Consider the following 18359-nt stretch of genomic DNA (forward strand, 5'->3'; position numbering starts at 1 on the left):
GGGAATCAAGCTTCCGGGCCCTCACCGCGATCGGCTACACCGGCCCGATCTCCGTCGAATGGGAAGACGCCGGCATGGACCGCCTCCACGGCGCCCCCGAAGCCCTCGCCAACCTCAAAAAATACGACTACCCGCCCTCGCAAACGTCCTTCGACGCCGCATTCAGCCAGGACTAAGCACCCCTCCGGTTAGCGCGAGTTGGCAGCAGATGACCCCGAAATCCGATTTTGAGGGCATCTGCTGCCAACTCGCGCCCCGAATTCTCCCGAGGAAGCACTGTGATACGAACCCTGCAAAACGGCCAGCGCTGTGAGGTATGGATCGCCTCTGCCGCCGGCACCTCCGAACTGGCCTTCACGACGGACAAGCTGCTGCTGGAAGCACCGAACTGGACGCTCGATGGCCAGGCCCTCATCCTCAACGGGGACGGTGCCCTGTGGCGGCTGGATCTTTCGGGAGGACTTGAAAAGGTAGCCATCACCGGCGTCCCGGACCTCAATAACGACCACGTCCTCGCGCCCGATGGCGCCACCATCTACCTCTCGGCGAATGACGGCCACATTTACCGCGCAGCCCTCGACGGCGGAGAAGCCACCAAGATCACGGACGACGACGGGTGGTTCCATTTTCTCCACGGCGTCAGTCCGGACGGACAGACGCTCGCCTACGTCGGAATAGAAGCCGGGGATTTTTCCCAGCCGGGCCGGCTCATCACGATTCCGGCAGGGGGCGGCCAGACCACCGCGATCGACGCCGATGGCCACTGCGATGGTCCCGAGTATTCGCCCGACGGGGACTGGCTGTACTTCAATACCGAGGCCTTCACCGGCCAGCCGGGCCACGCCCAGCTGGCCAGGGTGCAAAACGGCAACGGCAGCACGCCGGAGCGCCTGCTTGAAAGCGAAACCGTCGACTGGTTCCCGCACCTCACGCCCGACGGGCGCCTGGCCAGCTACATCCGCTTCCCCGGCGGCACGGTAGGCCACCCCGCGGACTTGCCGGTCGACGTCGTCGTCGTTTCCACGAGCGACTGGACAACGCCGCTCCACACGTGGCCCCTCTTCGGAGGCCAGGGAACCCTCAACGTCAACAGCTGGTCACCCGACTCGGAGCGGTTCGCTTATGTTGCCTATCCCGTCAGCAATTCGATTGGAATGCCATGATCCGTCACACGGTTACCTTCTCCCTCATCCACGAGCCCGGTTCCTCCGGCGAACGGGAATTCCTGGACGCAGCAGTCACCACCTTGACCGCAATACCGGTGGTGCAGGACTTCCGCGTTTCCCGCCAGATTTCAGAGAAGAGCCCGCTCAATTTTCAGTTCGAAATGAAGTTCGACGGCGTTGAGGCCTTCAACTCCTACAACGACCATCCCGCCCACGTCGGATTCGTCGAGACCCGGTGGGCGTACGAAGTGTCCGACTTCCAGGAGTTTGATTTCGAACCCTACGGCCCGGAAGGACGGTAGCTCCATGGCCGACATCGCCACCCTTGAAGCATTGGAAACGCTCAAACGCCAGGAGGAGGAGCTGATTTTCGCCTCCTTCGACCATGGAGACGCCTGGAGGCTCGGCTCGCGGCTCACAGGCATGGCACAGGCGGCCGGTCACGCGATCGGCATCGACATCCGGCGTCCCGGGCTCATTCTTTTCCGCGCTGCGTTGCCCGGGATCACACCGGACCAGGAATCGTGGATCGCTCGGAAATCCGCACTCGTTTTGCGGATGGAAGCAAGCAGCGCGCTTGTCGAAGCCCGGTTGTCCTCCGCCGGTATCGATCCGGTAGCCAGTGGATGGCTCGGCGCCGACTATGCCGTGACAGGGGGCTCCTTTCCCGTGAGGGTCCATGGCGTCGGAGTGGTCGCGGCCGTCACCGCGTCAGGCCTTTCATCCCAGGAGGATCATGACCTCATTGTCGAAGGGATCCGGCAACATCTCGCAGCCTAGGCAGAAACTCTTGCCAAAAAATTGTTGAACAATTCCTCCATGTGATGCATCATTGGGTGTAGGCCCCGATTGAGATCGGGATCACAAAGCCCGCCCAACGTTCCATGGAGGAACCATGTCCGCGACCACTTCGCCACGTTCAACACGGCGCAGCAAACCCTCGGCAGGCGCCATCAAGGCCTTCATTGCCAGCGTCACAGGCACCTCCCTGGAGTATTACGACTTCGCGATCTACTCCGTGGCCTCCGCGCTCGTCTTCCCGAAGATCTTCTTCCCCACGAACGACGAAACCACGGGCCTCCTGTTGTCCTTCTCGGCCTTCGCAGTGGGTTACCTCGCCCGGCCCATCGGTGGTGTGGTCTTTGGCCGGCTCGGGGACAAGATCGGACGCAAGAACGTCCTGGTCATCACCCTCGTCCTTATTGGCGCGGCCACGGTCCTCATCGGCGCCTTGCCGGACTACCACACCATCGGCATTGGAGCCACGATCATCCTGGTCCTCCTTCGCCTGGCCCAGGGCATCGGCGTCGGCGGCGAATGGGGCGGTGCCGTCTTGCTGTCCAGCGAGTACGCCAATCCCAACAAGCGCGGTTTCTGGTCTTCCGCAGCCCAAATCGGTCCGCCCGCCGGCAACCTGCTGGCCAATGGCGCACTGGCCGTCCTCGCCGCCGCCATGAGCAACGATGCCTTCATCGCTTGGGGTTGGCGCGTGGCGTTCCTCAGCTCCGCCATCTTGGTTGCCTTCGGGCTCGTCATCCGGCTCAAGCTCGAGGAAACCCCGGTATTCAAGGCTATCGAGGCCACGGGCGAACGGCCCAAGGCTCCCATCAAGGAAGTCCTCACCACCCAGTTCCGCCCCCTCCTTGCCGCCGCGTTGTGCCGGATCTGCCCCGACGTCCTGTACGCCTTGTTCACTGTCTTTGTCGCGGTCTACGCCACCAAGGAACTCGGCATGACCACCGGCAACGTCCTGGGAGCAGTGCTGGTGGGCTCGGCCTTCCAGCTCTTCCTGATCCCGGCTGCGGGAGCAGTCACGGACCGGTTCAACCGCCGGCTGGTCTATGGCATCACCGCCGCGGCCACAGCCGTGTACATCCCGCTGTTCTTCCTCATGATCCAGTCCCGCTCCGTCCTGGTGCTGACCGTCGGCGTCGTGATCGGCCTCGGACTGCACGCCTTTATGTACGGACCGCAGGCCGCTTTCATCACCGAGCAATTCCCGGCCCGGCTTCGTTATGCCGGCAGTTCCCTGGCCTACACGGTGGCCGGCGTCGTGGGTGGAGCGGTGGCACCCTTGATCTTCACGGCCCTCTACGCCGCTACCGGAAACTGGCTCCTGATCGCGGCATACTTGCTCGTCACCGCGGTGGTCACCATCATCGGCCTCGCCTTGGGCCGGGATCCCGAGCCGGACGAGGACCTTCGACTGCTTGCGGAAGCCTCCGCCTAAGCAGCCCGACGGCCCCGCGGGCTGAAAGCTCGGGCGGCCCCCGCCGTCGTAATCCCTGGCCGGAATGCCCCTTAAGATCAGTCTTGAGGGGCATTTTTGCGCCCGCTTGCCTGAGAGGACCCTATGAGCCAGACAATCCGTGAAGCAACAGCGGACGACGCCGGACGGCTGGCGGAGCTCGCCGCCGTCACCTTTCCGCTCGCCTGCCCGCCGGGCTCCTCGCCCGAGGACATCGCGGCGCACCTGCGCAGGACGCTCAGCGCAGAGAAGTTCACGGAATACCTTGCCGATCCGGACGTCACCATCCTGGCCATCGATGCCGCCGGGGAACTCCGCGGCTACAGCATGCTCGTGGCCCGCCCCACGAGCGATACCGACGTCGCTTCGGCCCTGACGCTCAACCCTTCCACTGAACTGAGCAAGTGCTATGTGCATCCGGAACACCACGGACTGGGCGCTGCCGCGGAGCTCATGAAGGCAACCTTGGACCGCGCCGCGGGCTCGGGTGCCGCCGGCGTGTGGCTTGGCGTCAACAGCCAGAATGCCAAGGCTATCCGCTTCTACGAGAAGAGTGGGTTCAGGAAGGTCGGAACCAAGTCGTTCCGGCTGGGCGATACGGTGGAGCACGATTTCGTGATGGAGCGGGCGGTCCAGGGACCCTGGGAACCCTGAGTCGGCCGGTCTGCGACGCGCAAACGGGCCCGCGACGCGCAAAATTCCCAGCGACGCGCAAACCGTTCCACGCAGCCTGAATTCGCGTAGCGCCTGCCTGTTCCTGCGTCGCAGACCATTTTGCGCGTCGTGAACGCGCATGCTGTGACGAGTCCAACAGGCCATTCCGGGAATGTCAGGCCTCGACTTCCGGTTGTCGCGATCATGAAGATTGAGATCTGGTCAGACGTCGCTTGCCCGTGGTGCTACATCGGAAAGCGCCGGTTCGAAGCGGCCCTCGCCGAATTCCCGCACCGCGACTCCGTCGAGATCCAGTGGCGCAGCTACCAGTTGGACCCGAGTATCCCGGATCACTACGACGGCACAGAGCTCGATTACCTGAGCAAGCGCAAGGGCATGAACCCGGCGCAGGTCAGCCAGATGTTCGAGCACGTGGCGTTGCAGGCAAAGGGCGAGGGCCTCAACTACCGTTTCGACGACGTCGTGGTGGCCAACAGCTTCACGGCACACCGCCTCATCCATCTGGCGGCAGCCCACGGCAAGCAGGACGAAGCCAAGGAACTGCTCCTGAGCGGCCACTTTGAACACGGCAAGGACATCGGCAACCAGGAATACCTGGCCAAGCTCGGCAGCGACTTGGGCCTGCCGGAAGCCGAAATCGCCGAGTTGTTCAGCACCGACAAGTACGCAGAGGACGTTCGCGGCGACATCGCCGAAGCCCGGATGCTCGGCGTCACGGGAGTGCCTTTCTTCGTCATCGACCGCAAGTACGGACTCTCCGGAGCCCAGCCCTCCGAGGTCTTCACCCAGGCCCTCACGCAGGCATGGCAGGAAGCGAACCCTCTGGTCGCCGTCGGCAGCCCCGACGCCGAAGCCTGCGGCCCGGACGGCTGCGCGATCTAGGATCCCCCCGCACGAGCTGGCAGCAGATGACCCCAACCGGGCGTTGAGAGGTCACCTGCTGCCAGCTCGCGCCACGCCCACCCAACTTTGCTGACAGATCCCTGTAAAGTGTCTGTATGCCTAGGATTACGGCCGCCACCAATGCGGCGCAACGCGCTGAAACCCGACGCCGGGTCCTGACAGCTTTCGGCGAACTGCTCTTCACCCACGGCCTGCCCGGCTTGACCATGACCGACGTCGCGCGGCACGCTGGCGTCGGGCGGACCGCGGTGTACAACTACTACGCCGACATGGAACAGCTCCTCATCGCGTACGCACTGGACGAGACCGAGCGGTTCCTGGGCGACCTGCGCGAATCCCTCGCCGCACTGCAGAACCCGGTGGACCGTCTGGCCCTCTATGTGCGCGCCCAAGTGGAAGATTTGAGCCGCCGGCATCTCCCTCCGGGCCCCGCGATGGCGGCTGTCCTCTCCCCCGGCTCCTTCGCGAAATTGGCAGATCACGTGGGCGAACTCAACCTGCTGCTCCAGGACATCCTGCGCGACGGAATCGCCGCCGGGTACCTCCCGCCCACCGACGTCGGCCAGCTCGCCAGGCTCATCCATGGAACTCTTTCCTCCAGCGCCGCCCGCGGCAATGCGACCAACGGGGCGGAGCTGGACGAGCTTGAGGAGCGGCTGGTCCAGACTGTGCGTTTCGTCCAGTTGGGCGCGGGAGCAAGGTTCGACGACGACGGCCGGCCCGCGCGCTTGGCGTGACCCGGTCGCGGGGCTGGCGCCGTCTGCGGAAAGGCCAACGCTAAGGCGTCGGCATCACCGGCAGCTTCGCATTGTCCGCAATCCGCTGCTCCAGGCGGGGACAACTGAGCTTCCCCGGGGTGTTGTCCACGAGTTCCGGTGGGACCAGTGCCGAGAAACCGGGGGCGAGGATGAGGTCCACGGAACCATCCGTGCGTTGGTCCTGGACGTAATCGGTGCCGGCGATGTTCTTCTGGATGTTGAACGCTGCCGCCTGCCCACTGGATCCCGAAACGACCACCGCCGGGCCGGTGTAGCTGGTGGTTGAGTTATCAACGGTGCCAACGTTGTATCCCCGGGCTTTCAACTGGTCCGCCACGCTCTTGGCCAGCCCGGCCTTGCCAGCCGCGTTGTAGATATTGACGTTGATTTTGTTGTTGGGCGTGTAGTCGAAAACAGTGGCGGGACATACGGCCGCCGGGGCCTGGCTTGCAACGGCGGAGGGGAAACGGATCACGCCGTTCATGACTGCCCAGGCGCCTACAAGTCCGGCAACGACCAATCCGACGAGCAGTGCGAGAACGATCGCATGCAAGAGGCGGCGGCTGAACCACCCGGGATGGCTTTCAGGCCCGGGAATCTCAGCAAAGGTTGCCCGCAGTTCCGGACCGGTGACGACTCGATGCCCGTGCAGAATCGTCGGGTCTTTCTGACGACGGGGACGTTTCCGGCGCTTACTCGGATCCGCGTTCTCGGGCACTGCCACCTGCTCTTCCGGGATTGTTTCGTTAACCATCTATCACGAGCACCCGGGCGTGGATCGCCGTGCGTTGGTGGAGCGCAGTCCGGACTGCACGGTGGAGCCCGTCTTCGAGATACAGCAGGCCTTGGTACTGCACGACGTGGGGGAAAAGGTCGCCGAAGAACGTCGAATCCTCGGCCAACAATGCTTCCAGGTCAAGGGTGCGCTTGGTGGTGACGAGTTCGTCGAGCCGGACAGGACGGGGTGGCAGCGAGGCCCAGTCCTTGGGCGTGGAAAAACCATGGTCAGGGTACGGGCGTCCCTCGCCCACAGCTTTGAATATCACTTTGCAAGCCTAAAGAAGTAAGTCGTCCAAGGGAACTTGTGAGAAGTCGGCCACCAAGGTTGTGGCCAAAAGGTAACCGTTCACGGACGGTAAACGGCGAAACGGTGCCGCCTGCCGCCGTCGGCCGTCACACCGCTGCCGCCATCACGCCGGACTGACAGAATGGGATCATGACTGCTTCAATGCCGGGCACGCACCCGGCTGCTCCCGCCCTCGCACTCCTCCTCGACGTCGACGGCCCTGTCGCGAGTCCTGTGACGCGCGATGTGAAGCCGGAAATCATCGCCGACCTTGTGGGCTTGGCATCCGCAGGCATCCCTGTCATTTTCAACACCGGCCGCTCGGACGCTTTCATCCGCGAGCAGGTCATGGCGCCCATGATCGCCGCCGGAATGCCTGCGGGAACGGTGGTCCACGCGATCTGCGAGAAGGGCGCAGTCTGGTTCAGCTACACCTCGGGCGGCCCGGGACCCATCCATGTAGACCATGACCTTGCTGTTCCGAAGGCCTACGGCGACGACGTCCGCCGCATGGTGGCAGAGGACTATGCGACGCACATGTTCTTCGATGAGACAAAGCGCGCCATGGTGTCCGTAGAGCAGCATCTCGACGTCTCAAGTGACGACTACCTGGCCGAGCAGAAGCTCTTCGACGCCGATGCCCTGGCGCTCATGGGCAGGCACGGGCTCTCTGCCGCGCTCCTAGACCACCACGCACCAGGGTCCGACGACGCTGCCGACTACCGCCTTGATCCCACCATCATCTCCACGGACATCGAATCCATCCGGCTCGGCAAGGATCTCGGCGCCAGCCGCGCGGTGGAACTCCTCGCCGCCCAAGGAATCACCCCGCAGGCCTGGCGGACAGTAGGAGATTCGCGCACGGACTACGCGATGGCCGATTGGCTCCACCACAATGACCACAGCGTCAAGCACGTCGACGTCCGTCCCGCCGACGGTGTGCCCAACAAGCCCTACGATGTTCTTACAGCCACAGACCTCGGCCTGGGCGAGGACGTCATTCACGACGACGCCGGCGGCGCATTCCTGCGCAGCTGGCGTGAAGCCTTGGTGGGCTGAGTCCGCTAAGCCCACACTTTCCACAACCTTTCGGAGAAAAGCCATCACAGTCATGGACCAGCAAGCGATTTACTTTGGTAGTCCCGCCTCCGACGACGACGCGGTCGTCCCAGAGCCGACGTCGCCCGACGTCGAGGCGCGCCTCAAGCACCGCGCCGACGTCGTCCGCCATCGTGGCCGATACAGCTTGCTGAACCAGAACCGCACCCCGCAGCAGGTGATGGTCGAAGACCTTCTCGTGATCCGCGCCGCACTGGACGCGGCAGGGCTGGACTTCATCCTGGTCCGCGGTAACGACCACCGGCCGGTGATCGCCGTCGACTGGAAGCTCCGGAAGAAACTGCGCCAGGCGTTGGTGTCCGCTTTCCGGAACGAACCGTTCTACTCCATGACCGTTGATGCGCGGAAGAAATCCACGTTGCTGGTGGCTGACGGCGAGCTCTCCAGCAACCGGAAGGCCCGGATCTTCCGGCTCTTCCGCCCACGCGTCGAACCCGGGGGCGGGCTGACGTACGGTCCATCCTTGGGCGTGCAACTGGAATTGTGGGAGTTCGACGGCGAACAACTCGTATTGCCGGTGGAGAACTCCCTGACCCGTCGAACCATGCTGCGCCAGGACGCTGTCCGGGGCACGGTGGAACGCCACGGGCTGAGATGGCCGACTATCGAGAACATGTTCGCGGACCACGCGAGCGACATCGACTTCGACGTCGACATCGTCTTTTCATGGGTGGACGGCAACGACCCCGCGTACATCGCCGCCCGCCGCGAGCAGATGAAAGACGCAGTCCTGGGCGAGGGCGATGCCCACGAGGCCCGTTTCCGGCAGATCAACGAGCTCAAATATGCCCTGCGCTCGGTATACATGTATGCGCCCTGGATTCGCCGGATCTACATTGCCACGGACTCCCCCGTGCCAGAGTGGCTGGCCGAGCACCCGAGCGTCAAGATCGTGCGCAGCGAGGAGTTCTTCAAGGACCCCACAGTTCTGCCCACCCACAACTCCCAGGCCGTGGAATCACAGTTGCACCACATTGAGGGCCTCTCCGAGCACTTCCTGTATTCCAACGACGACATGTTCTTCGGCAGGCCTGTAGCACCGGACATGTTCTTCACTCCGGGCGGAATCACCAAGTTCATCGAGGCCTCCACCCGGATCGGGCTGGGAGAGAACGACGCCGAACGCAGCGGCTTCGAGAACGCGGCCCGCGTCAACAGGAAGCTCCTCTGGGAGCGGTTCGGGCGCATCACCACGCGCCACTTGGAGCACACCGCCGCACCCCTCCGCCGCAGCGTGGTCGCAGAGATGGAGCGCGAGTTCCCGGCCGAGTTCGCCAAGACGGCAGGCAGCAGGTTCCGTGCGGCGGACAACATCTCCGTGACCAACTCGTTCTACCACTACTACTCGCTGCTCACGGGTAGGGCGGTCACGCAGACGGCCGCCAAGGTCAGGTACGTGGACACCACCCTGTGGTCCGGGCTGCACTACCTGCCCACGCTGCTCGCCAAGCGCAATGTGGACTTCTTCTGCCTCAACGATGGCAGCTTCCCCGAGGTGGCCGCCGATGAACGGGCCGGACTCGTGACGGACTTCATGGAGAAGTACTTCCCGGTCAAAGCGCCGTGGGAGAAGTAGTCCGCTAGCGGCGGGTCATCTCCGGGCGCTTCGCGTCAGCTTTGGAACCGCGTTCATGCGTAGGACGCTGGGGGATGCGGATGCCCGCTTCGGCGAGCCGGCGCCTGGTGGCTTCCGGGCTGACGTACTCCCCGACGGTCGGCGACTTGCCCAACGGCACCACCGAATGCACGATCGTCTGCTCGTAAACGTGCACCAGGTTGAATGCCTGGGCGCCGTCCCGGCCGCGGGTGCCGCCCTGCGGAACGTTGAGGTCCTGCGTGTAGCAGCTCGCGGAAGCCACCGATACCGGGACGCCAGCGAACATGGCCGTGGTGGAGTAGTGCAGGTGACCGCCCAGGATGGAGCGGACATCCGAATTGCGTACGACGTCGGCCAGCGCCGCTTGGCCACGCAGCTCCACCAGGATGGATAGATCGAGGACGCTCGGGACCGGAGGGTGGTGGAGGGCAAGGATCGTGCCGTCCGGAGCCGGTGTTGCGAGTTCCGATCCCAACCAGTCGAGCTGGCTCTGGCTTAGTTCACCGTGATGGAATCCGGGCACGGAGGTATCCAGCGTGATGATCCGCAGCCCTTTGACGAAGTAGCTGTGATCCACCGGGGCGTCATTGTCGCTCTGGTCGAAGAGGCCCGCGCGGAAATTCGCCCGGTCGTCGTGGTTTCCCATCGCCCAGATCACCCGCGCCCCCATCTCGCGACAGGCAGGCTCGACGATCGACCGGAGTTTGGCGTAGGCACCGGGCTCACCCTGATCGGCGAGGTCACCGGTGAAGATCACGGCGTCGGGACGGACCTTCGATGCGTGGACTTCCGAAAAGAGTTGCCTGAGATGGGCTTCGCTGTCGACCGCGCCGTAAAGGGGTTCCGACCCTCCCAACAGATGGGAGTCGCTAAGGTGCAGAAGTACGTGTCCTGGCCGCGGATGCTCGGCCTCGATGAGCTCCATTACTACCTTCGGGTCGGTAGGAGACGGCGCCTCCAGTGTCTGCCCCAATAAACCCAATCCAACCAGACAAAAGGCTAACGCAGGGTAACTTACCGTCGGAATGTTGGAAAATTACTCGTGCTCCCCGCCCGACGCCCGCTCACCTTTAAGGCACTTTTCGACGACCCTCGCTCACCTATATAGGCGCTTTCCCTGACGCTCCCTCACTAAAAGGTGAGCGAACGTCCAGGGGTTAACGCGCGACGGCGGGCTGCCGCACCGAAGTGCCGCAGCGCGCCGTCGTCCGCTAGTCAGCCAAACGTGAGCGAGCGTCCGCCCAAAGGGCGATAAACGTGAGCGAGCGTCCGCCGGAAAGTCGACAAACGTGAGCGAGCGTCAAGGGGTACTTGCTCAGCCGGCTGGCGGCATCATGACGAACCACTCCTCGGCGCGGGCGTCGATCGGCGTACCGTTCGCGACGCGCATTTCGCACTTCCGGTTTTCCATGGTGACAGTCGCCAAGGTGGCCCAGCGGTTGCCGAACGTGGCATCCGGCTTGGGAACGCAGCAAATCCCGGGCTGCTCGGGGTCGGAGTAGAGGAAGGGCAGGATGTCGTCGACGCCGGTCGATTCCGGGTACCTGCCTAGTCGCGAATGCACCAACGCCAGCCGGTCCTGCGAGTCGGGGTCGTAGAGACCGGGCTTTTCGCCTTTGCCCAGGGCCTCGTCCAGGAAGTGGTTAGTGTGTGCGAGGGTTCCGTTCTCCGGCAAAACAACCACCACCGACGCGGGGCTGATTTCCACAGTGACGGCCCTTGTTTCATCCATGAGGGTCAGTGCGCTTGAGGTAGTGACGCGAGCGGAGCGGACAATCTCCACACCCTCTTCAACCGAGGACGCATTGGCCAGGATCTCCGCCGAGAGCAGGTGGATCGGCACCCCGCTCGGCCGGTCATCCACATGACCCAAGATGTTCAGGAAAACCGACACCCCGGCGTCGTTCATTCCGATCTTGCTCAGCATGCCGTGCTCGGTCAGCCCTACGAAATTCCGCTTGGTTCCGGCCACGCTTTGAAGATGCCAGTGCGGGTCGAGCTCTTCGTGCCAGTCCCAGGTCTGCACGCCGAAAACATGATCAGCCACCCTGCCGATCGTGGAGCATTCGCCCGGCCTGGTCCCGAGCGCCTGCGACAGGATCTCGGTCCGGGCGTTGAGGGCGCCGATCTGCCAGAGGTCCACGCCAGCACCGGAGGCGACACCCCTCATCTCGTCGAGCAACCGGGGCGACCAGTCCGCCACCTCATCCATGATCCGTTCCGCGTCGGAGCGCACGGTTTCCTGCTTGACGCCGACTGTGTGGAAGAGCTTCAAGTAGAGCTCAATGCCGCCCAGGAGGCTCTCCCCCAGCGCTTCGCTGCGTTGGACTCCCCGCTCAAAGGGACTCAAGGCATCGATGGCGATGATGGCACGTTGGGTCTCGATTTTCTGGTTCATGGATAACTAACTCGCGATCTTTGAATTGAGGTGTTCTATGACTCCGCGCCGCGGCTTCCAGCCAGGCTTCGGCGCGCACTCCAAAAGGAGCCGGGTGTACGGGGACTGCGGACGGTCGAGCACGTCGTCCACCGTTCCCCGCTCAAGGATCTGTCCTTGCCGCATGACAATTACGTCGTCAGCGATGTTGCGCACCACGGAAAGGTCGTGGGTGATGAAGAGGTAACTCAAGCCCTTGTCGCGCCGCAGTTCATGCAGGAGTTCGAGGACCTGCGCCTGCACCGAGACGTCGAGGGCGGAGACAGCCTCATCCAACACGATGATTTTGGGCTCGGCGGCGAAAGCCCGTGCGATCGCCACGCGCTGTTTCTGGCCGCCAGACAAGGCCGACGGCAGGGATTGCGCGTGGGAATCAGCCAGGCCAACGCTCTTGGAGAGCTCCGAAACCCGTTCCTTGCGCTGGGATGCGGTGAGCGGGAAATGCGCACGGAGAACCTCGTCAACGGCGCTGCCCACCGGCAAGCGCCGGTTCAGGGAGCCGTTGGGATCCTGGAAGACCATTTGCACTGCGCGGGCACGGGCACGCTGTTCCTTTCGCTGGAGCGACGTCGTGACAGGAGTGCCGGCAATGGCCACCTCGCCCGAATCCTTCGTCTCAAGCCCGACAAGAACCCGTGCCAAGGTGGTCTTGCCCGAACCGGATTCGCCCACCACCGCCATGCAGCTGCCTTCCCGCACGGCTACGGAGACATCGTCCAAGGCGCGTACAGGCTCGTGCTTGCGGCTGGTCCGGAAGGTCTTGTTGAGGCCTGATATTTCGATGATGTTCGTCATCACAGGGTGCTCCCGATCTCTGTTTCGGCGGGCAGTCCCGCAGCAGAATGCCCGACGCCGGTGCTGTCGCCGTCGTCGTGCGCTTGCGGTGTGGCGCCATTCAGCGTCGGCCGGATGCTCATCAGCATCTGGGTGTACGCGTGCCGGGGGTTGTCTCGGATCTGCTCCGGAGTGCCGATCTCCACGATTTCGCCGTACCGCATGACTGCGAGGCGGTCCGTGACCGCGGCCGCCAGGTCGAGATCGTGCGTCACGAAGATCATGGACATTCCGAGGTCCCGCCGTTTCTCGTCGAGGATCGCCGCGACTTCAGCCTGTGTGGTGACGTCGAGGGCCGTCGTCGGTTCGTCCGCCAGCAGCAGCCCCGGCCTGCCGGAGATGGCGCCGGCGATGACCACGCGTTGGAGCATGCCTCCTGACAATTGATGGGGAAACGCCTTCAGCACGCGGTCAACGCTGCGGATTCCCACCTGCTCAAGCATCTCTCCGGCGCGGGTCCGCGCAGCTTTGGCGTTGCGGCCATGCGCATCCGCCATGCCTTCGAGCAGGTAGGTCTCAATCGGCAACACCGGGTTGAGTGCGGCATGTGGATTCTGGGAAATCAAAGCGATCTTGCTGGCGCGAAGCCCACGCATCCGCTCTCCGGGCAGGGTCCTGAGGTTCTCGCCGTCGAGAACAATGTCCCCGGTGACCACGGAGTTGCGGGGCTCGATCCCAAGGATGCAGCGTAGGGTCATCGACTTTCCACTGCCCGATTCGCCCACCAAACCGATCGCCTCGCCGCGCTTGATACTGAGCGATATTCCCTTAAGTACGGGCTTGTTGGCCCCGGAGTCGGGGTCGATGATGCCCAGCTCCAGGTTGCTGATGTCAATCATTGCTTGCTCCTTCCTGCTGCTGCGCGGCCGCCCAGCCGTTCGCCGATGTAAGCCATCGCCGCGACCGTGGCCACAACGCACAGGCCCGCGTAGAGGCTCTGCCCCGGGAAACCCTGCTGAAGCGATTCTTGGCCGTTGGAGATCATGAGGCCCCAGTCGGCCGCTGGTGGCTGGATGCCGAGGCCCAGGAAGGACAGCGCAGCCAGGTCCACGATGGCGTATCCGAAGTTGATCGTGGACCCCGTGAGGATCTGCGTCCACACATTCGGCAAGATGTGGCGGAGGGTGATGGTGAAGCCGTTGATTCCCTGCAGTTCGGCGGCCTTCACGTAGGGCAGGTTCCGTTCGCGAAGGGCCACACTGCGGATCACGCGGGCGCTGTAGGGGATGTACGCGACAGCGAGGGCGATGGACGCGGTCACGAGTCCCGGCCCGAAGATGGCAACCCCAAGGATAGCCAGCAACAGGCTGGGGAAGGCGAAGAGCACATCGAGGACACGGCCGAGGAAAGCATCCGTTTTCCCGCCGAACCACACTGCCGTGAAGGCCAGCATCGATCCGGCAACCGCCGTGGCGACGACGACGATCAGCGGGCCGACGAGGCTTGTCCGGGCGCCCGCGATCAAGCGGGAGAAAATGTCGCGCCCGGCCTGGTCCGTGCCAAGGAAATGCTCAGCGCTCGAACCAAGGTGCCGCTGCGTGACGGAGCCGACCGTAGGGTCGTAGGGCACGAAGAACTGGCCAACCATGGCGGCCAGCACCACGACGGCGACGATCCCTGCGCAGACCATGCCGATCCAGCCAAGCCGGCGCCGGACCGAGGCGAGGCGTCCTTGGGCTGGTATGCCTGGCGCGGTCGACAGGACCGCGGTTTCGCTTGCTGCCATGACGTTCACTGTCCTTTCTTCAGGCGGACGCGGGGGTCGATGACGGCGTAGAGGAGGTCGACCGCGAGGTTTACGACGCCGAAGGCCACCACCATGATGAGTGCGACTGCCTGGACGACGGCGAAGTCCTTGCGTTGGACCGAATTCACCAGCAAGGCTCCGATCCCGTCCAAGGTGAAGGCGTATTCGACGACGAAGGCGCCCGCGATGAGCCCGGCAATCTGCATGCCGACCGCCGTCGTCACCGGCAGAAGGGAGTTGCGGACGGTATGGCGCCAGAGGACGATCCGCTTCGGCAAGCCGCGCGCGACGGCGATCAGCACGTGCTCCGATTCGCTCTCCTCGACAATCGCGGTCCGCGTGATCCTCGCAACGACAGCGATGGATGGAAGCGACAGCGCCAAGGCGGGCAGCGTGAGGTGCCATACGCGGTCAACCACGCCGTCGCCGGCGCCGAAGACCGGAAACCAGCCCAGCCCCATGCTGAAGACCGACATAAGGACGAGGGCTGCGAAGAACGTCGGGACGGCAATGCCTAGGTTCGATGCGAAGATCACGATCCGCGCAGCCACTCCCCCGCGGGTACCGGCAAGGATGCCGAGCCCGATTCCGGCGACGATGATCAGGACCGCCGCGACGGCCGCGAGCGAGAGAGTCGTGGGAATCCGGCTGGCGATGAGGGTTCCCACATCTTGCTGGGTGAGCAATGAGCGGCCCATGTCTCCTGTGAAGAGTCCGGACAACCAATTCCAGTAGCGGACCGGAAGGGGGTCGTCCAGGGAGTATTGGCTGCGTATTGCTGCCAGTACCTCCGGGCTGACGGTGCGTCCCTGGACGAGGAACTGCTCAGGGCTGCCGGGGGCGAGGTACAGGCCACCGAACACGATCATGCTTGAGGCGATGAGCACTCCACCGAGCGCCAAGAGCCTATGGACGAGGAATCTCAAGTCTGCCGCCTATTTGCCCGTGCCGCCCAGGTCAGCGGCCCAGGGGTAGTAGAGGTAAACGAAGGAGGCCGGAACACCTGTGACGCGCTTGCTCATAAAGAGCCGCGTGGAGCTGTCGACCACCGGCAGCCACGGTTCCTTGTCCATGATCAGGGCTTCGGCCTGCACCGTGAGTTTCGCGCGGGCGTCGTCGTCGGACGTGGCTTTGGCCTTTGCCAGCAGATCGGTGATCTGGGGATCGGAGAATCCGGAGTAGTTCTGCATTCCGTTCGGGCCGGCGATGGCGCCCAGGTGGATAAGGGGATCGGCCACGTTCATGTAGTTCGTGGTGACGAAGGCGTCGGCTCCCGCACGCGCCTTCGGATCGGAGAAGAACGCGCCGAACTGTGCACCCGGCACACCGCTGGGTTCGATCGTCAGGCCGAGTTTGGCGCCCGCGTTGGCGAACTCGGAGATGATGTCGGCGTAGAACGTCCGGTCAATCGGGTAGACGATTTTGATGGGCTTGCTCAAATCGACCTTTGCGTCCTTCAAGACTTTCTTGGCTTCATCGAGGTTTGGCGTCGTCGAAGGAAGGTTCTTGCGCGCATCTTCGAAGATGGTCCCGCTGTAGTTCCAGCCGCCGTTTGGCACTAGCGATTGGGCCGCCGTCGACGCTCCTTCAAATACCGTCTTGGCGATCGCTTCACGATCCGTGGCGAGCGTGAGTGCCTTGCGAACTGCCGGGTCGCCAAGCGTCCCCGTCCCGGTGCTGATAATCGCCATGTTCTGCAGGGACTTGCCGTAGAAGAGCTGGCCTGTGGTGGACTTTGACAGCTGGCTGATGGCGCTCAAGGGAACGTCGTAGCTTCCGTCGATGGCACCGGTGGCGAGGGCGTTGGCGATCGAGCTGGGGTCGGTAATGAACTGGATTTCGATCTGCTTGGTCTTGGCCTTCTTGGCGGTGTTCCAGTATCCGTCGTACCGGTTCAGGGTGATCGAGACTCCTTGCTTCCACTCGCCTACAGAGTAGGGACCGGTGCACATGACGCCGGCGCCGGGGTTGCCATAGTCGACGCCGGCCTTCTCCCGCTGGGCCTGTTCCACGACGGCGCCGATCGGCGTCGCAAGCTGGTTGTTGAAGGTGGCATCAGGGGTTTTGAGCTTGACGGTCACTTCGTTGGGACCGGTTTTGTCCACGGAAGCGATATTGGCCGTGACATCGGATGCCCAGTAGCTGATCTCCTTGGGATCAAGGTGGCGTTTGAGGCTGAAGACGACGTCGTCCGCCGTCATTGGCTTGCCGTCCCAGAACGTCACTCCGCCCTTCAGCTCGTAGACGTAGGTGCTGTTGTCGACGTTTTTGACGCTCTTGGCCAGGTTCGGCTTGATGGAAAAGTCCGGCTGGATCTGGAAAAGGCTCTCGCACAAGTTGGAAACCACGCCGCTTGCGGGGTAGTCGGCGCTCTTGATGGGGTCGATCGACGGCGGCTCACCGAAGTTGTTGTTCCACACGATCTTGTCCAGGTTCGTCGTGGCCGCGGGGGTGGTGACGAGCAGGTCCTTCGGGCTGAGGGCATCCGGGGCCTTGGCGGCGGCGCCACCATTGCACCCCGCAAGAAGGAGCATTAGGCCAGCGGCTCCTGCGCAGATGAGTTTCTTATTCAATGGATCTCCCGTACTTCGTTTGGTAGGGGGCCGCCCCAATCGGCTGCTGATTGCTGTAGTGACGCTAATCACCCAAAACGTTTTGGGCAACATCTTGGCAAAAATTAACAAAACGATTTCGGAAGGACTTCCAGGAGGCATAACCTTGCAGCTATGACGCAGCGAAACGCACGCTCCACCATCCGCGAGGTAGCCCGCGAAGCGGGGGTCTCAGTGACCACCGTCTCCCACGCGCTCAGCGGAAAGGGAATCGTGGCCGAAGCCACCCGAGCGAGGGTGATCGAAACGGCGAGAAGACTGCGCTACCGGCCCAACGCCGTCGCCAGCGGCCTTCGAAGCAATCGGCTGGGAATCCTTGCGCTCGTGCTTCGCCCGCTGGACACCCTTGAGTCGTTCCTCCCGGAAGGCGTGGACTACTTTCTGCGATTTGCCGGAGCCGCCTCGCTCAGCGCCCTGGACCACGGCTACGGACTCATGCTGCTCAGCGACCCCACCTTGCCGGATGCGCCCAGCGTCTCATTGGCGGCCGACGGCTTCATCATTACGGAACCGGTGGAGAACGATCCCGTCATCGACCTGCTTCAGTCCGAAGGAATCCCCTTGCTTACGGTCGGAAAGGACCTCGGCCGTCCCGACTACGTTGCCTGGATCGAGCCCAGCACCGCCAAGATCACCAAGCAGGTGCTCGATCACCTCGAGGAAAACGGGGCACGGCGGGTGGCGATCGCCATCGGCTCCGACCGCAACTCCTGGAACATCACCACGGAAGCCAGCTATCGCGAATGGTGTTCCGCGCGAGGCAAGGAGCCCATCGTCGTGACCCAGAAGGAAACGAGCGGCACCCTTGGCGGAAGGGCAATCGGCGAAGATCTCCTCTCAATGACAGACAGGCCCGACGCCGTCTATTGCCTCACGGGGCGCCATGCGGCCGGGCTGATGGCGCGGCTTGCGGAAGCCGGCGTCATCTCCCCTGAGGACATCCTGATCGTCGCAGGCTCGGACTCGGAACAGACCCGAAACAGCGTTCCACCTATCAGTGCCATCGACCTCGAACCCGAAGTTCTCGCAAGGGCCGCCGTCGCCGCATTGGTGGAACAGTTGGGCGGGGTCCCAAAGAACGGCCAAGGAGGGACCGACGGACGCTTCATCGTTCGAGGCTCCAGCACCCGTTAGCCCAGCACCCAACGCCCGCTCACTTAAGTGGGCGCTTTTTCCCCGACGCTCGCTCACTTATAA

The 18359-nt window shown here is 63.5% G+C and carries 19 protein-coding genes and 1 pseudogene; 11 read left to right on the plus strand and 9 right to left on the minus strand.

Features of this window, described 5'->3' with window-relative positions:
- The 8 genes and pseudogenes from QRN52_RS17240 to QRN52_RS17275 form a co-directional block, all read left to right on the plus strand.
- A pseudogene (locus QRN52_RS17240) lies at positions 1-176 on the plus strand (sugar phosphate isomerase/epimerase); the annotation flags it as partial.
- 102 nt (positions 177-278) lie between these two features.
- Positions 279-1163 (plus strand): TolB family protein, encoded by an 885-nt coding sequence (locus QRN52_RS17245; protein ID WP_284754535.1) that lies wholly within the window; start codon positions 279-281, stop codon positions 1161-1163.
- A complete protein-coding gene (locus QRN52_RS17250) occupies positions 1160-1468 on the plus strand; it encodes a Dabb family protein (protein WP_284754537.1) in 309 nt (102 codons plus the stop codon). Before QRN52_RS17245 ends, QRN52_RS17250 begins: the two co-directional genes overlap by 4 nt.
- A gap of 4 nt (positions 1469-1472) precedes the next feature.
- Positions 1473-1946, plus strand: a complete 474-nt coding sequence (locus QRN52_RS17255) for a heme-degrading domain-containing protein (protein ID WP_284754538.1) — start codon at positions 1473-1475, stop codon at positions 1944-1946.
- A gap of 115 nt (positions 1947-2061) precedes the next feature.
- Positions 2062-3396, plus strand: a complete 1335-nt coding sequence (locus tag QRN52_RS17260) for an MFS transporter (protein WP_284754539.1) — start codon at positions 2062-2064, stop codon at positions 3394-3396.
- 123 nt (positions 3397-3519) lie between these two features.
- Complete coding sequence (locus tag QRN52_RS17265; protein ID WP_284754541.1) at positions 3520-4068, plus strand: GNAT family N-acetyltransferase; 549 nt, start codon at positions 3520-3522, stop codon at positions 4066-4068.
- Between the two features lie 204 nt (positions 4069-4272).
- Positions 4273-4971 (plus strand): DsbA family oxidoreductase, encoded by a 699-nt coding sequence (locus QRN52_RS17270; RefSeq protein WP_284754542.1) that lies wholly within the window; start codon positions 4273-4275, stop codon positions 4969-4971.
- Positions 4972-5087: 116 nt separating this feature from the next.
- Complete coding sequence (locus QRN52_RS17275) at positions 5088-5729, plus strand: TetR/AcrR family transcriptional regulator (protein WP_284754543.1); 642 nt, start codon at positions 5088-5090, stop codon at positions 5727-5729.
- Between the two features lie 40 nt (positions 5730-5769).
- Here the strand turns inward: QRN52_RS17275 and QRN52_RS17280 are convergent, their stop codons facing one another.
- A complete protein-coding gene (locus QRN52_RS17280; protein WP_284754544.1) occupies positions 5770-6504 on the minus strand; it encodes a LytR C-terminal domain-containing protein in 735 nt (244 codons plus the stop codon).
- Positions 6497-6796, minus strand: coding sequence for a type II toxin-antitoxin system VapB family antitoxin (locus QRN52_RS17285; RefSeq protein ID WP_059388531.1), 300 nt, complete (start codon positions 6794-6796; stop codon positions 6497-6499). Before QRN52_RS17285 ends, QRN52_RS17280 begins: the two co-directional genes overlap by 8 nt.
- Before the next feature lie 170 nt (positions 6797-6966).
- On the opposite strand from QRN52_RS17285, the gene QRN52_RS17290 reads away from it, so the two are divergent.
- Both QRN52_RS17290 and QRN52_RS17295 read left to right on the plus strand, forming a co-directional pair.
- A complete protein-coding gene (locus tag QRN52_RS17290; RefSeq protein ID WP_284754546.1) occupies positions 6967-7875 on the plus strand; it encodes a hypothetical protein in 909 nt (302 codons plus the stop codon).
- A gap of 52 nt (positions 7876-7927) precedes the next feature.
- The gene (locus tag QRN52_RS17295) at positions 7928-9511 is read left to right on the plus strand and encodes a stealth family protein (RefSeq protein ID WP_284754547.1); all 1584 of its coding nucleotides are present in this window, start codon (positions 7928-7930) and stop codon (positions 9509-9511) included.
- 4 nt (positions 9512-9515) lie between these two features.
- Here QRN52_RS17295 and QRN52_RS17300 read toward each other — a convergent pair whose 3' ends face one another.
- The 7 genes from QRN52_RS17300 to QRN52_RS17330 all read right to left on the minus strand — a co-directional run bounded on the left by QRN52_RS17300 (position 9516) and on the right by QRN52_RS17330 (position 17123).
- Positions 9516-10457, minus strand: coding sequence for a phosphodiesterase (locus QRN52_RS17300; RefSeq protein WP_284754548.1), 942 nt, complete (start codon positions 10455-10457; stop codon positions 9516-9518).
- A 390-nt stretch (positions 10458-10847) separates the two neighbouring features.
- Positions 10848-11930, minus strand: a complete 1083-nt coding sequence (locus QRN52_RS17305) for a C45 family autoproteolytic acyltransferase/hydrolase (RefSeq protein WP_284754549.1) — start codon at positions 11928-11930, stop codon at positions 10848-10850.
- A gap of 6 nt (positions 11931-11936) precedes the next feature.
- On the minus strand, positions 11937-12764 hold the full coding sequence (locus QRN52_RS17310; protein WP_284754550.1) for an ABC transporter ATP-binding protein: 828 nt from the start codon (positions 12762-12764) through the stop codon (positions 11937-11939).
- Entirely contained in the window at positions 12764-13642 is an 879-nt protein-coding gene (locus tag QRN52_RS17315) for an ABC transporter ATP-binding protein (protein WP_284754551.1), read from the minus strand. The genes QRN52_RS17310 and QRN52_RS17315 overlap by 1 nt, the downstream gene beginning before the upstream one ends.
- Positions 13639-14529: an ABC transporter permease gene (locus QRN52_RS17320; RefSeq protein ID WP_284754552.1), complete on the minus strand. Its 891-nt coding sequence runs from the start codon at positions 14527-14529 to the stop codon at positions 13639-13641. The genes QRN52_RS17315 and QRN52_RS17320 overlap by 4 nt, the downstream gene beginning before the upstream one ends.
- Before the next feature lie 5 nt (positions 14530-14534).
- Entirely contained in the window at positions 14535-15476 is a 942-nt protein-coding gene (locus QRN52_RS17325) for an ABC transporter permease (RefSeq protein ID WP_284754553.1), read from the minus strand.
- Positions 15477-15485: 9 nt separating this feature from the next.
- Entirely contained in the window at positions 15486-17123 is a 1638-nt protein-coding gene (locus tag QRN52_RS17330) for an ABC transporter substrate-binding protein (protein WP_284754555.1), read from the minus strand.
- A gap of 153 nt (positions 17124-17276) precedes the next feature.
- Between QRN52_RS17330 and QRN52_RS17335 the strand changes: the two genes are divergently transcribed.
- Entirely contained in the window at positions 17277-18296 is a 1020-nt protein-coding gene (locus QRN52_RS17335; RefSeq protein ID WP_284754557.1) for a LacI family DNA-binding transcriptional regulator, read from the plus strand.
- Positions 18297-18359 lie beyond the last annotated feature (63 nt).

The sequence above is a fragment of the Arthrobacter sp. efr-133-R2A-120 genome, assembly GCF_030209835.1.
In the GTDB taxonomy this organism is placed as follows: domain Bacteria; phylum Actinomycetota; class Actinomycetes; order Actinomycetales; family Micrococcaceae; genus Arthrobacter.

Excerpts from the sequence above, each read along its gene's own strand:
- QRN52_RS17260 (WP_284754539.1), top strand. The coding sequence starts at position 2,062 with ATGTCCGCGACCACTTCGCCACGTTCAACACGGCGCAGCAAACCCTCG.
- QRN52_RS17310 (WP_284754550.1), bottom strand. The coding sequence starts at position 12,764 with ATGACGAACATCATCGAAATATCAGGCCTCAACAAGACCTTCCGGACC.
- QRN52_RS17335 (WP_284754557.1), top strand. The coding sequence starts at position 17,277 with ATGACGCAGCGAAACGCACGCTCCACCATCCGCGAGGTAGCCCGCGAA.
- QRN52_RS17275 (WP_284754543.1), top strand. The coding sequence starts at position 5,088 with ATGCCTAGGATTACGGCCGCCACCAATGCGGCGCAACGCGCTGAAACC.
- QRN52_RS17255 (WP_284754538.1), top strand. The coding sequence starts at position 1,473 with ATGGCCGACATCGCCACCCTTGAAGCATTGGAAACGCTCAAACGCCAG.
- QRN52_RS17320 (WP_284754552.1), bottom strand. The coding sequence starts at position 14,529 with ATGGCAGCAAGCGAAACCGCGGTCCTGTCGACCGCGCCAGGCATACCA.
- QRN52_RS17295 (WP_284754547.1), top strand. The coding sequence starts at position 7,928 with ATGGACCAGCAAGCGATTTACTTTGGTAGTCCCGCCTCCGACGACGAC.
- QRN52_RS17315 (WP_284754551.1), bottom strand. The coding sequence starts at position 13,642 with ATGATTGACATCAGCAACCTGGAGCTGGGCATCATCGACCCCGACTCC.
- QRN52_RS17270 (WP_284754542.1), top strand. The coding sequence starts at position 4,273 with ATGAAGATTGAGATCTGGTCAGACGTCGCTTGCCCGTGGTGCTACATC.
- QRN52_RS17305 (WP_284754549.1), bottom strand. The coding sequence starts at position 11,930 with ATGAACCAGAAAATCGAGACCCAACGTGCCATCATCGCCATCGATGCC.
- QRN52_RS17250 (WP_284754537.1), top strand. The coding sequence starts at position 1,160 with ATGATCCGTCACACGGTTACCTTCTCCCTCATCCACGAGCCCGGTTCC.
- QRN52_RS17300 (WP_284754548.1), bottom strand. The coding sequence starts at position 10,457 with ATGGAGCTCATCGAGGCCGAGCATCCGCGGCCAGGACACGTACTTCTG.
- QRN52_RS17280 (WP_284754544.1), bottom strand. The coding sequence starts at position 6,504 with ATGGTTAACGAAACAATCCCGGAAGAGCAGGTGGCAGTGCCCGAGAAC.
- QRN52_RS17265 (WP_284754541.1), top strand. The coding sequence starts at position 3,520 with ATGAGCCAGACAATCCGTGAAGCAACAGCGGACGACGCCGGACGGCTG.
- QRN52_RS17290 (WP_284754546.1), top strand. The coding sequence starts at position 6,967 with ATGACTGCTTCAATGCCGGGCACGCACCCGGCTGCTCCCGCCCTCGCA.